A 14,277-nucleotide genomic window follows, 5' to 3' on the forward strand; every position below is an offset into this window, starting at 1 on the left:
AAGCAGGAAGGTGTTGATAATACCATCCTAGGTAAAAATATGATCAAATTGGACATTGGTTGAACAGCGAATGGGCATCGAACACAAACACGCCCTTATTTTTATAAGGATGTCCTTCCATGGGGCTCCGCTGAGCCATCCTTGGCTCAGAGGGTTTGCTTATCGATGCCCATTCACTGATCAGAAATTTTTCTAGAACGGTATAACAAGCGAGAAAACACAAACCTTATATTTTCTCGTTTGCTATAAACAAGCATACCCAAGTGACGTCACGCCACTTGGGTATTTAATCTCCCCGAAGGGAGACTAAACGAACGCATTATTAATTAATACGTTTAAGGATACGGTTACCGCGACGGATGAAGTCAGACGCAGCAGATTTAACATCTGTTTGACCGTAATCTAGTTTTTCCATTACTTCACCATACAGCTCCATTAGCTGAGCGTTATCAGTGTAAGTTGTTGGAAGAATCACTTTAGGCAGTGATTGACCTTGTAGGTAACCTAGGTAGCCTAAGCTGTTTTGGTCAATTGCGTTAGCATCATGTAGAGCTTGCAGACCTTCTGAGCTTAGTGGAATACCACGAGAAAGACCTAGGATCTTAACGCCATCAGCATCGTTCATCAGGAAGTTGATCAGCTTAGCTGCTTCTTCAGGGTGCTTAGTGTTACGACCCATAGAGAACATCATTGATGGACGAGCAAGTAGACCTGAGTCAGTAGCACCTGGAGCCATTGGGTATGGAGCGAGTTCTAGAGACATTGATGGATCTAGGTTAGCTGCATATTTGCTGATTGCTGTATCCCACATGTATAGACCACCGAAGCGACCATCAATCCAAGGACGCATTTCGTAAAGGTTACCTTTACCGTAAGAAGCGAACTCTTTAGTTGATGGGAATACGTGGTTCTTAACCTGATCTACGTAAAGTTGGAAGAATGATTCCATCTCTTTTTGGTCATAGTTCAGAACAACTTTTTCCGCATCGATAATGTCTTTACCCATTGTTTGGATCATGTATGAACGGTTCATCGCGAACACATCACGTGATTCAACAACAAGTGGGTAGTAATCAGCACCTAGATTTTTTTCGAATGCTTTACCCGCAGCCATCAGTTCATCCCAGTTTTGTGGGTAATCAACGCCTGCTTTTTCGAACATTGTTTTGTTAAAGTAGAACACGCGAGAAGTCATACTTACTGGAAGACCGTTCACATAACCCGCGATAGTAGTCATATCTAGCGCTGATTTAGGGAATGCAGCCATGTGCAGAGCATCTTTCTGCTTGTTCAGGTCATAGAAGCCATCACCATTTTTAGAGAACAGAGGTAGCCAGTTGTAGTTGGTTTGCATGACATCTGGTTCAGTGTTACCTGCTACCTGAGTAGTCATACGTGAAGTGTGACCATCCCAACCTGTGTATTCAGCTTTCACTGTGATACCTGGGTTTTTCTCTTCAAACTTTTTCAATGCTTGCAGTGTAGATTGGTGGCGGTCGTTACCACCCCACCAAGACATGCGGAGTTCAACATCAGCAAAAGCTGAAGCAGAAGTTGCGCCAATTGCAGCAGCGATAAGTGTAGTCAATACCTTTTGATTCATGGATATGTCTCCAGTTTTATTTTAGTAGAGAAATGTTTTTCTCAGTTTTCTTATCGAAAATGTGTACTTTGCTCATTTCAACAGCAAACTTCACACCTTTCTGTAATTTCATATCTAGTTTCGCGCGAACATCGTCCACTGGCACACGAGCAGTTAGCTCTTTGTCACCAACGCGGAAGTAAACAAATACTTCGTGTCCCATGTTCTCCATGCGAACTACATCACCAACGATGGTTTGAACATTCTCGTCATCGGCTAGTGAAAGCGTGATGTTGTCTGGACGGATACCAAATACAGTTTTATCGTAACCATTAGAGCGTAGAGCTTGTGCTTTCGCTTCTGAAAGTTGCAGACGTTGTTCACCAAGAGCAACGAACATGTTGTTGTCTTCATCTGTAATGTTGACCTCAAGCAAATTCATTTCTGGCGCACCGATGAAACCTGCTACGAACATGTTTACTGGATTGTTGTATAGCTCAGTAGGAGTATCAACCTGCATGATTTCACCAAGTTTCATCACACAGATACGATCACCCATCGTCATCGCTTCTGTTTGGTCATGCGTTACGTAAACCGCTGTTGCTGGATTACCCGACTCTTTTAGGTGACGGTGTAGATCAGAGATACGAACGCGCATTGAAGCACGTAGTTTCGCATCCAAGTTTGATAGTGGTTCATCGAATAGGAACACTTCTGGTTTCTTAACGATGGCACGACCTACCGCTACACGCTGAGCCTGACCACCAGAAAGCTGACGTGGTAGACGATCGAGTAGCTCTTCAATTTCAAGGATTTCAGCCGCTTCTTTAACACGTGCCTCAATCTCTTCTTTTGGTAGCTTTTGCAGTTTCAAACCAAAACCCAGGTTTTCTTCTACCGTCATGTGTGGGTATAGAGCGTAGTTCTGGAATACCATCGCAATGCCGCGATCTTTTGGTGCCAGGTTATTGACGACTGTACCGCCGATAGTAATTTCACCACCGCTGATGGTTTCCAGACCTGCTAGCATACGTAGCGTGGTTGATTTAGCACAACCTGATGGACCAACGATAACCAGAAATTCACCATCGTTGATTGTTAGGTCGATACCGTGTACTGCTTTAAAACCGTTTGAATAAACTTTCTCTAGTTTATTAAATTTAACTTCTGCCATTTTACTTACTCCAAAAAATTAACCTTTAATACCGCTGCTAGCTGCGCCTTCAATAAAGTATTTCTGCGACATGAAGAACACGACGATTGACGGGATGATAGCGATAGATGCCATTGCTAGGATTTCATTCCACTTCGCGCCTTCTGTAACGTCGATAGACATTTTCAGAGCAAGAGCAATTGGGTACTTCTCTACGCTTGATACATAGATAAGTGGACCTAAGAAATCGTTTACTGACCACATGAACTGGAACAGAGCAACAGAGATAATTGCTGGGCGAATAACCGGAACCACTACGTGCCATAGCACTTGGAACGAGTTACAACCATCAATCATTGCTGCTTCTTCCATGTCTGTTGGTACGCCACGGAGGAACTGAACCAACATGAAAACGAAGAAGCCTTGTGTTGCAAATGCCAGTGGCAAGTACAAAGGTAGATAGCTATCAAGTAAACCCATTTCGCGGAACATGATGTATTGCGGAATAAGTAGTACAGATTGTGGAAGCAGGATGCTTGCGATTAACGTAGCAAACCAGAACTTCTTAAATGGGATTTCAAAACGCGCGAACGCGTAAGCTACGATTGTTGAAGATACAACAGTAAAGAACACTTTTGGTAATACATAGTAGAACGTATTCAGGATGTAGTGACCAAATGTAAATTCAGTACCGGTTTTCCAACCGTTGATGAAGCCTTCCATACTCCATTCGCTTGGGATCAAGCTCATAGAAGTGAAGATTTCATGGTTTGGTTTCATTGCTGCGGTAAACATCCACAATAGTGGGTAAAGCATTAGGAAACCAACGATAATCAATACAGTGTAACGAATTGCTGCGTTGATTTTTTCACGACGAATCGTGCGTTCATTTTCTACGTTTGAAGCAACTGCTGCTTCTGAAATTGTAGTAGACATTATGATCTGCCTCCCTTATCACCTGAGTAGAACACCCAGTACTTCGACGAACGGAATGTGATTGACGTAAAGATTGCCACTACAACAAATAGTGCCCACGCCAATGCGCTGCCGTATCCCATATCAAAGAACTTAAACGCTGTCTCATAGATGTAGAGCGAGATCAGGTAAGTTGACTTCATTGGGCCGCCACCAGTGATAACATAAGGAGCCGTGAACTCTTGGAACGCTTGCGTTGTTTGCATGATGAAGTTGAAGAAGATAACCGGAGTAATCAGTGGCACCGTTACTTTCATAAACATCTGCCATTTGCTCGCACCGTCGATCATCGCAGCTTCATACTGAGATTGAGGAACGTTTTGTAGTGCCGCTAGGAAAATGACCATCGCAGAACCGAACTGCCACGCACGCAATAATGTGATAGAGAATAGCGCAAAAGCAGGTTCACCCAACCAGTTGATTGGGTCGACACCAATGAAGCCTAAAGCGCCATTGAGGACACCGTCGATAGCAAAAAGAGCACGCCAAAGTACCGCGATGGCAATACTACTACCTAGAATTGAAGGGATGTAGTAAGCAGTACGGAAGAAGCCAATACCTCTTAACTTAAAGTTAAGAATAAAGGCAATGCCCAGCGCAAATGCTAGTTTTACTGGAATGGTCAAGAAAACGTACAAGAATGTAACGCTCATTGATTTCCAAAAAGTATCATCTTCTGTGAGCATGTACCGATAGTTTTCAATCCCGATGAATTCTGGTGAAGTCATCATGTCATAATCGGTAAAGCTCATCACGAATGATGAAATGAACGGAAAAGCGGTAAACACTATCAACCCTATGATGTAGGGAGATAGGTACGCTAATCCTAGCTTACGATTTTCATACATTTTCTCGTCCTCGTTAAGTTTAACTGCCGCTGGGTTAGATAAGTTCTCGCCTAAGACCCCCATCAGCTTCTGTTATCTATTAAACGCGAATTTATAACGATTACCATGCAAAAACTTATAATTTGTGATCTTGGATATTATTTTGGAGTGGAATTTATAAAAAAGTGAAACACAGTTCCTATTTTGGAGGTTATGCGTTTCTAAAATGAATTTTAACTTGAAATCAAATAGGTTTTAGATACAGGTCGCACCAGGAACAATTAAAATCATTTTGTTTATTAATTAGTTACTTATGTGGCACATCCACATCATCGATTCACTGTGTCAGCTCTGACTTACACATTTATCCATCCCTATTGCATACTACTAAATAGTTATTTGACCTTGGTCAATAAATATTTATTTTATGGTGAAAAATATATTATCTTTAGGTTTAATTCGCGCTATTTATAAATAGCTAAATAAACTAAAGTATGAGTTTGCTAGCTAAACTTATATCGTTCAGTCATTTAGCATCATTTTCTGCCATAACCATATAGAAGTGGTACGTAATATGTTTAAAAATGTAATTTAAGGTTAAAAATTTTGAACAACTAATCGCTATTTCTTAAGCCTTAACACTTATAAATCTCAATAACTGTCATGGGAAGGATTATTCTTACAATATACTTCCACCTTATCTAACAACATCCAGAAAACTGATGAACTTATATATTCGTTTTCCTAAAACAAACTTTTACACCACTCGTCAGAAGGGAAATTGGCGCTCAAATCTTATTTCATGCCAAAAGCACTGCAATCGATATGGAAAATTAGACCACATACTTCCCTTTCTATCCTTTCGCATTGAAATTTAGAAAATAACCAGTATTTTCATTCAGTTACAAAACAAAGGACAAGTAACAGCATTAGAATACCCTGAATCAAATCAGTTAACCTTGCTACTCAATAACGATTTTCCATAGCTGCATAGCAACATCTAGCGATAAATAAACAAAAAATATTTCTTTGCTGAATGCCTCATCAGACCAGAGAACATTAAATATAATGTGTAAATGCCAACTTGATCACGCAGAAAACCAGTATTTATATAAAACACTGTTTCAAAGATCACACATTTTGAAAAGTTCCATTTTAAAAAAAGTTTTTTTAGTTAAATTAAATATCGAACCACAATTACAAAAACGGTGTTTTAATTATGAAAAAAGTACTTACCTCTGCCATCCTATTGGCTCTAACTGCTACTGGTGCACAAGCTGCTTCTGTCAACCTACGTCATGAATACAAGCCTGAATTTGGCGATCAGAAATCGACCTATGCTGATCGTATTGAAGTATCTCATCGCTTCAAGAGCGGTATTGGCTTCGCTGTTGAGTCTAAGTATAAAGATGAAGATAGCAGTTCAGATCATAATGATGATCTTGTTAGTAATGGCTCTCAAGCTAATATCAGCTACCAAATGAAATTAAACGATAGCTTTACTCTAACACCTCAGTACAAAATTGAGGGTAGCGGCGATATGGCTCATCAGTTCAACTTAACTTTAGGTTATAAAGTAAACGATGACTGGTCAGTATCATACCGTCAACGTTACAACCAATCTCAACATGATAACTACTACAATCAAGGTACATTCGCGTTTAGCTATAAAGGTATTGAAGATTGGGGGGTTAGTGGCTCCCTTGACTATCGTGTAACTGGCGGTGACAACAAAGCCGAGGTATGGGATGGAGAAGATAAAGGTATCAGCGAAATCAACTTTAAAGGCCAGTACAATGGCTTAGAAAGTGGTTGGAAACCATTTGCTGAGTTCGGTGTAACTCCATCGAAGAAAGATTCTAGTGACACAACTAAAGATAATTGGCGTCCACGTCTACGTGTTGGTGTAGTTTACAACTTCTAAACTAACCACTAAATAATCCTAACTGTCCTTTTCAAGGCTGACTCACTATCCACAGGGTCAGCCTTTTTTGATTACAATGAGGTGATCAATGAAACTGTCACAAATAACTCTCGCAATAACTAGCGTATTAGCACTTAGTGCATGTTCATCTGTACCCACTGAAGTCACACCAGAGAACTTAACTTGGCAAGCCATTACTTTCGGTCAATCCACAGATTTGAACTTTGGTTCGACCATACTGCCAGAAAAAGTGGGCACCAATGAGGTATTAGTGAATGGAAAACCTGTTAAAGCAGGCAAACTTGCAGACGCTTTCACTATTGAAAGTCGAGGGGGTAAGCTAGCTAACTCCCATGAAGGTGTGACTTTCTACTACACCAAACTTCCTACTAATAAAAACTTCACCTTATCCGCTTCAATTGTTTTAGAGCAATTAGGTCCAGAAACTGGATCTACCCCAAACCGTCAGGAAGGCGCTGGTATTATGGTTCGCGATATTATTGGCGAGCCACGATTAGACCCACAACCTGAAGGTTTAGAAGAGTTCCCAGCAGCATCAAACATGGTGATGAACCTGCTAAGAGCAAACAAAAAAGAAAACAATGGATTGGTTGACGTTAACGCCAACTACCGTGAAGGCATTTATCAGCCTTGGGGAACTGGCGGCAACAAAATGGCTCGTGATGAGTTCCTAAAAGGTGTTCCGTTCACTGACGGTACGCCATTCAAGATGTCTCTGACTCGCACAGACTCAGGCTACATCGTAACCTATGACAATGGTACTATCAGTGAAACACGTGAAATCAAGGGAGCAAATGCAAACATCGTTAACATACAAGATCCAGACAACCAATATGTCGGTTTCTTTGCATCCCGTAACGCTAAGATTTCCGTCAGCGACGTTCACATTGAACTCAGCGATGCAAACACCGTTGATGCCCCTAAATACTCCGCGAAACTGACTGACGTTGTTCTGCAACAGGCATCTGCTGATAAAAGCGCCATTGAAAATTACAGCCTGCAATCACGTGCCAATTACTCCGGTACTTTTAGTGTTAGCCAACAAGGTAAAGTGGTTGTAGAAAAGCAACAGGTTGCCGCGGGTGATTTTTTCCGTTTTGATGCAACACTCACCGCGCCTAGCACTGCGTTTACAGTTACATACACACCAACCGAAGGTCCGGATTTAACACCTAAGACTTACCAACAGAATGTTGAAAAGGTCGATTTGGTGGATCCAATGAATATTTCTGTTAACCCTGACGGTAGTAACGGCCATTTGGATTTAGCAACGGCAATTGAACTCGTAGCTCCTGGTGGCATTATCACGTTAGAAGATGGTGACTACCAAGGCGTCACTATTCCCGTTTCTGCTAGCGGTACTGCTGACTTACCAAAAACGCTTTTAGCGAAAGGTGAAAACGTTCGTTTCCTTGGTGACATTCAACACAATGCAAGCTATTGGAATGTTTCAGACATTGAAGTTTCAGGTGCTCGCTACATCGTTTGGGGTAGCCACAATAACTTCGATTACATTGTAACGCACAGCGCAGCCGATACTGGCTTCCAAATTACCTCTCCTGACAAACTAGGTCGAGCTTTATGGGCAAGTCACAATATCGTCAGCGACAGCGAAAGTTACAACAATATGGATGATTCTCAAATCAACGCAGATGGTTTCGCAGCCAAAATGCGCATTGGTGATGGCAATACATTCATACGCTGTATTTCTCACCACAACATTGATGACGGTTGGGACTTATTCAACAAAGTGGAAGATGGTGCCAATGGCGTAGTAACCATCATGGATTCTGTTTCTTATAAAAATGGTCGAACCTTAACCGTTGCCGGTAAAGGCGGCAGCCGAGGCAATGGTTTTAAATTGGGCGGAGAAGGTTTACCTGTTGCTCACGTAGTGAAAAATAGCCTAGCTTTCCAAAACAACATGGATGGCTTTACTGATAACTTTAACCCTGGTTCATTAGAACTTGAGAATAACGTTTCTATTGATAACAAGCGTTTCAACTTCTTGTTCCGTAAGAGCCCGTATGCTGGTCAAGTTAAACAAGGTAATTTCGTAGGCAACCGTTCGTACCGCTTCTTTGTTGCTAGCAAATACAGCGATGTTGTCAACGGCAATACTTTAGAGAACAACCAATTCTACATTGATGGTCATACGGTTGATCAAAAAGGCAAAATCGTGAATGAAGATGTCACAGCACTTAAATCTGCCAGTGACGTTGCTTCTACTCATGAAGAATCGATGCCCGAACAAGTGAAAAAACTACGTTCATTATTGAACTAATACATTTCGCAACCAAAGGCTCAGTGAATCTGAGCCTTTTTCATTTGAACACAGTTGTAAACCGTAGTAGAACCCAATAAAACAGATCAATAAGTTAACAACACATAGGCTTAGTAATGAACAGTGAACACAACATAATTGTGGATTCGTCTGGACATGGTGATGTCAGAACAATTCAGCAAGCATTAGATTTAGCACCGAGCAATGACACCCCATTTACCATATTGATTAAACCGGGGCGTTACGAAGAAAAACTACACATTACTCGCCCTAACACCCATTTGATTGGCTCATCTAAATCGAACACCATTATTCACTATACATCCGCAAACGGATTGCTGGCGAAAGATGGAAAGATATGGGCCACCTACAATAGCTATGTGGTCAATGCTGATGCTAGCAATATCACCTTCCAGTCGTTAACTATCGAGAATAGTTTTGATTTTATCGGCAACCAAAGAAAAGCTAACAGTGATCCCTCTAGAATTTCTGCGACACAAGCGGTGGCAATGCTTGTTGGACATAAAGGAGACCAAGTTCAGTGCAGAGATTGCACGCTAAAAAGCTTTCAAGACACTCTGTATGTCAGTGCTGGCAGAAGCTATTTCGAATCCACCGACATTTGGGGCACTGTCGACTTTATTTTTGGTGGCGGCACAGCCGTGTTTAATCAATGTGAATTAATCTGTCGCTGGCGGGAAGATACTACTGGAAACGAGCCGTTAGGATTCGTCAGTGCGCCAAGTACGCTTATTGAACAAGAATATGGCTTAATTTTCTATCGCTGCGAGTTAAATAAAGAGAATGATAAGGTTCCTGAAAACAGCTACCGCTTAGGGCGTCCATGGCATCCTACAACTGAGTTTTCCGATGGCGCATATGCTAACCCGAATGCTATTGGGCATTGCGCTTATATAGATTGCAATTTCGCTAGCCATATCAATGGTTGGGACAAAATGCACGGCAAGGCAAAAGATGGAACGCAAATGTGGTTTTACGCGGAAGATTCGAGATTTCATACATTTAATAACTCTCAGTCTGCACTCAACAAACCGGATCGATTCCAGATGAGCACAGAAAAAGCAGCTGCCTATACCTTAGAAAATATTTTCAATGGTTGGCAACCGAATCTATTAGTCAATGCGGTAAACCATTAGAAGAACGACTGTTTCAGCCTTTCAAATCCCGCTCCAAAACATCAAAATTCTCACTGCTGGAATGTTACCAGTAGTGGGAATTGTCATTCTCACCAGACGAATTAATCCAAATCTGACGCCCTTTACATTAGATGATGGTCTAGAATTGTGCTTTACAAATAACACGCTGTTATTGATAGATGTAATGACAGGCAAGGCAAATCAAAGCAAGCATCAATACAAAGAAAGACTGTCTCAATGCAAATGTAATTCTTTGTATATAAAGGAATAAATTTTGTTTTATTTTATAAAAATACACGCCGTTTTTAGTGCATTTTTATTGCCTTAAACATTTTAAAAATGCTAATCTATTTAAAATAAACCGACGTTTTGATTTTAATCACATACTTTTCTAATTTTTTGACAGAAAATGTCAGGAAATTTTTTTGATGTAAAACTTATGAGATTTCACTATGCAATATGATTACATTGTAATAGCCGGCTATTTCGCACTTATGGTTGCGATCAGTCTGTTATTCAAAAAAATGGCTAGCAATAGCACCAGTGACTACTTCCGTGGGGGCGGCAAAATGCTCTGGTGGATGGTAGGTGCTACCGCATTCATGACACAATTCTCTGCGTGGACCTTTACAGGTGCAGCAGGTAAAGCCTTCAGCGATGGCTTTGCAATTCTAGCTGTGTTCGTTGGTAACATGGTTGCATATGTGTTTGCATACTTCTACTTTGCACGTCGCTTCCGTCAAATGCGCGTTGACACTCCTACGGAAGCGGTTAAACGTCGTTTCGGTGATACCAACGAGCAATTCTTCACTTGGGTTATCATCCCACTTAGCGTAATCAACGCAGGTGTTTGGTTGAACGGTCTAGGTGTATTTGCTTCAGCAGTATTTAATGCAGACATCACAACAACAATTTACGTAACAGGCGCAGCAGTTCTGATCATCTCTCTACTGAGTGGAGCTTGGGGTGTTGTAGCATCGGACTTTATTCAAACTCTGATCGTTGCTGTTATTTCAATTGCGTGTGCGGCTGTCGCTCTATACTTTGTTGGCGGTCCTTCTGAAATCATCAACAACTTCCCTGGCGGTTTCGTCATGGGCCCAGACATGAACTACCCATTACTGCTTGTTGGTTCTTTCATCTTCTTTATCGTGAAGCAGCTTCAAAGTATCAACAACATGCAGGAATCTTACCGTTTCCTAAACGCTAAAGACTCTAAAAACGCAAGCAAAGCTGCGTTGATGGCTCTAGTGATGATGGTGTTCGGTGCAATCATTTGGTTTATCCCTCCATGGGCTTCTGCAATCATGTATCCTGATGCAGCTGCGGCATACCCTAACCTAGGCGCTAAAGCTAGCGATGCGGTATACCTGGTGTTTGCTCGTGAAACCATGCCTCTTGGTACTGTTGGTCTTCTAATGGCTGGCCTGTTCGCTGCAACTATGTCATCTATGGACTCGGCGCTTAACCGTAACTCAGGTATCTTTGTACGTAGCTTCTACGCAACTATCGTTCGTAAGGGCAAAGCAAACGACAAAGAGCTTCTACGTGCAGGTCAAATTGCTTGTACTGTTAACGGTATCTTAGTCATCCTGATGGCTCAGTTCTTCAGTTCACTGAAGCACCTAAGCTTATTCGATCTCATGATGCAAGTGGCGACGTTACTTCAATCGCCAATCCTAGTACCATTATTCCTCGGTATCCTTATCCGTAAGACGCCTAAATGGGCTCCTTGGGTAACGGTTATCTTCGGTATGTTTGTATCTTGGTTAGTCGTAAACGTATTTACTCCAAGCTACGTGGCAAGCTGGTTCGGTATTGAAGAACTGACTCGTCGTGAAATTGGTGAAATGAAGACGATGATCACAATCGCGGCTCACCTATTCCTAACTGCTGGTTTCTTCTGTCTAACCACTCTATTCTACAAAGAAGAGAACGACACACATAAGGAAGTCACGGCAGAGTTCTTCAAAGACGTTGACACTGAATGTGTGGAAGAAGAAGGACAAGACGTTGTTGACCGCATGCAACGCGCTAAACTAGGTACTCTAGTTATTTACATGGCGGCAGGTTTAACAACCATGGTTCTGATTCCAAACCCACTTTGGGGACGCCTACTGTTCTTGGCATGTGCGGCGGCGGTATTTGCTGTTGGTTACGGCCTGAAAAAGAGTGCGAAAATTGACGATTTAAACGAAACAATTTCTGTTCGTTAATCAATCTAAAGTAGGCAGCATGAGGCTGCCTACTTCATTTATATTAGGAGATTTATCGTGGCTAAAGGTGACATCCTAAACCTTGAATTCGAAACTTTTATTGATAGTGACACTAACGTAAAAGTAACGCGTATCACCCCTAAAGACGTGATCTGTCATCGCAACTATTTTTACCAAAAGTGTTTCACTAACGACGGTGACAAACTGCTTCTCGCTGGTGATTTTGACGGCAACCGTAACTACTACCTTGTTGATCTTAAAACTCAAAAAGCAACTCAGCTTACTGAAGGCAAAGGCGACAACACATTTGGTGGTTTCATCTCAACTGATGACAAATCATTCTTCTATGTGAAAGCTGAACTAAACCTAATGCAGGTTGACCTAGCAACTCTTGAAGAACGTGTTGTTTATACCGTTGATCCTGAATGGAAAGGCTACGGTACTTGGGTGGCAAACTCAGACTGCACTAAGCTGGTCGGCATTGAGATCCTTAGAGCTGACTGGGCTCCACTGACTTCTTGGGAAAAATTTGCTGAGTTCTACCACACAAACCCAACTTGTCGTCTAATCAAAGTTGACATCGCGACTGGCGAACTAGAAGTCGTTCACCAAGATAAAGCATGGTTAGGTCACCCTATCTATCGTCCATTTGACGATTCAACGGTTGGCTTCTGTCACGAAGGTCCACACGACTTGGTTGATGCACGTATGTGGTTAGTAAACGAAGATGGCAGCAACGTTCGTAAGATCAAAGAGCATGCTCCTGGTGAGTCTTGCACACACGAATTCTGGATTCCAGATGGCAGTGCGATGGCCTACGTATCTTACTTCAAAGGGCAGTCAGATCGCGTTATCTACAAAGCAAACCCTGAAACGTTAGAAAACGAAGAAGTCATGGTCATGCCACCATGTTCACACCTAATGAGTAACTTCGATGGATCTCTAATGGTTGGTGACGGTTGTGATGCCCCGGTAGATGTTGCAGACGCTGAAAGTTACGACATCGAGAACGACCCGTTCTTATATGTACTGAACACGAAAGCAAAAACTGCTACTAAACTTTGTAAACACAGCACATCATGGGATGTATTAGACGGCGACCGTCAAATTACACACCCACACCCATCATTTACTCCTGGCGATGATGGTGTTCTGTTTACCAGTGATTTCGAAGGCGTTCCGGCCGTTTATATCGCAGATCTGCCTGAATCATTCAAAGCTTAACTTAAGCTTTAGATGAAAACACCGAGCTCACTTCAATGTGAGCTCGGTGTTTTATTATTTATTGGCAATGTGCACGTACTCAATAATGACTTGATTGCCTTCTACATGCACTTTTTGTATTTCACCATCAACGCTTACTCGATTCTGTAAATAAACAACCGATTCCCCTCTGCCATGTTGATATCTTAAGGTAGGCAAGACGTTTTCAGGATCAACATGTAAATGCTTACAGAATTTGGTCACAAACGACATGGACAATGGCTCAGTACCACGTAACAAATTGGAAAATTCAACCTGGCTGACACCAAGACGCTTGGTTATTTCCATTTGGGTTAGATGCATTTTCGCTTTCTGCGACATCCATACATCATACAAGGCTTTGCGATCCTCTTGGCAAAACTCCATGTAGTTTCCTTAACTCATCACTCATATATATAAATACAATGCCAAATCATCATATGAGAAATGTCAATACAGAGTGAGTTTCTTTGCAAGGTTATGGCAAGACACATAATTCACTTTTTACATAATACCATCCTAGGTAAAAATATGATCAGATTGAACATAGGTGGAATAGCGAATGAGCGTCGAACACAAACACGCATAAACCCGTCCATGGGGCTCCGCCGAGCCATCCATGGCTCGGAGGGTTTGCTTATCGACACCCATTCACTGATCAGAAAGTTTTCCAGAATAATGGAATGGACCCTCTCTACCTAATCGGCTTCAAATGAGCCATATTGATTGATGAAAAGACAACCAATAACAGTAAGAGAGGATCCTATGACAAGCGTAACAGTCGGTTTAGATACAGCCAAATCTATTTTTCATGTTGTAGAGAAAAATTCGTCTGGTCGCATACTAAAAAAAGCCAAGCTAACTAGAAATCAATTAGTTAACTACTTTTCCAATAA

10 protein-coding genes and 1 pseudogene are annotated in these 14,277 nt (G+C 41.7%); 6 read left to right on the plus strand and 5 right to left on the minus strand.

Features of this window, described 5'->3' with window-relative positions:
* Positions 1–322: 322 nt before the first annotated feature.
* From ACK5MF_RS16080 to ACK5MF_RS16095, 4 genes are read right to left on the minus strand one after another with little or no spacing between them, the layout of a single operon-like run.
* The gene (locus tag ACK5MF_RS16080) at positions 323–1,603 is read right to left on the minus strand and encodes an ABC transporter substrate-binding protein (RefSeq protein WP_416923582.1); all 1,281 of its coding nucleotides are present in this window, start codon (positions 1,601–1,603) and stop codon (positions 323–325) included.
* A gap of 16 nt (positions 1,604–1,619) precedes the next feature.
* Entirely contained in the window at positions 1,620–2,756 is a 1,137-nt protein-coding gene (locus ACK5MF_RS16085; protein WP_416923583.1) for an ABC transporter ATP-binding protein, read from the minus strand.
* 18 nt (positions 2,757–2,774) lie between these two features.
* Entirely contained in the window at positions 2,775–3,671 is an 897-nt protein-coding gene (locus ACK5MF_RS16090; protein ID WP_416923584.1) for a carbohydrate ABC transporter permease, read from the minus strand.
* Positions 3,671–4,558, minus strand: coding sequence for a carbohydrate ABC transporter permease (locus ACK5MF_RS16095; RefSeq protein WP_416923585.1), 888 nt, complete (start codon positions 4,556–4,558; stop codon positions 3,671–3,673). Before ACK5MF_RS16095 ends, ACK5MF_RS16090 begins: the two co-directional genes overlap by 1 nt.
* 1,198 nt (positions 4,559–5,756) lie before the next feature.
* Here ACK5MF_RS16095 and ACK5MF_RS16100 point away from each other — a divergent pair.
* From ACK5MF_RS16100 to ACK5MF_RS16120, 5 genes are all read left to right on the plus strand, one after another.
* On the plus strand, positions 5,757–6,461 hold the full coding sequence (locus ACK5MF_RS16100; RefSeq protein ID WP_416923586.1) for an oligogalacturonate-specific porin KdgM family protein: 705 nt from the start codon (positions 5,757–5,759) through the stop codon (positions 6,459–6,461).
* An 88-nt stretch (positions 6,462–6,549) separates the two neighbouring features.
* Entirely contained in the window at positions 6,550–8,766 is a 2,217-nt protein-coding gene (locus tag ACK5MF_RS16105; RefSeq protein ID WP_416923587.1) for a right-handed parallel beta-helix repeat-containing protein, read from the plus strand.
* Between the two features lie 116 nt (positions 8,767–8,882).
* On the plus strand, positions 8,883–9,923 hold the full coding sequence (locus ACK5MF_RS16110; protein WP_416923588.1) for a pectinesterase family protein: 1,041 nt from the start codon (positions 8,883–8,885) through the stop codon (positions 9,921–9,923).
* A gap of 452 nt (positions 9,924–10,375) precedes the next feature.
* A complete protein-coding gene (locus ACK5MF_RS16115; protein WP_416923589.1) occupies positions 10,376–12,139 on the plus strand; it encodes a sodium:solute symporter family protein in 1,764 nt (587 codons plus the stop codon).
* 57 nt (positions 12,140–12,196) lie between these two features.
* A complete protein-coding gene (locus tag ACK5MF_RS16120) occupies positions 12,197–13,363 on the plus strand; it encodes an oligogalacturonate lyase family protein (protein WP_416923590.1) in 1,167 nt (388 codons plus the stop codon).
* Positions 13,364–13,417: 54 nt separating this feature from the next.
* On the opposite strand, the gene ACK5MF_RS16125 is transcribed toward ACK5MF_RS16120, so the two are convergent.
* Positions 13,418–13,768 (minus strand): helix-turn-helix domain-containing protein, encoded by a 351-nt coding sequence (locus ACK5MF_RS16125; RefSeq protein WP_416923591.1) that lies wholly within the window; start codon positions 13,766–13,768, stop codon positions 13,418–13,420.
* Positions 13,769–14,146: 378 nt separating this feature from the next.
* Between ACK5MF_RS16125 and ACK5MF_RS16130 the strand changes: the two are divergent.
* A pseudogene (locus tag ACK5MF_RS16130) lies at positions 14,147–14,277 on the plus strand (IS110 family transposase); the annotation flags it as partial.

The sequence above is a fragment of the Vibrio sp. genome, assembly GCF_047973365.1.
GTDB lineage: Bacteria > Pseudomonadota > Gammaproteobacteria > Enterobacterales > Vibrionaceae > Vibrio.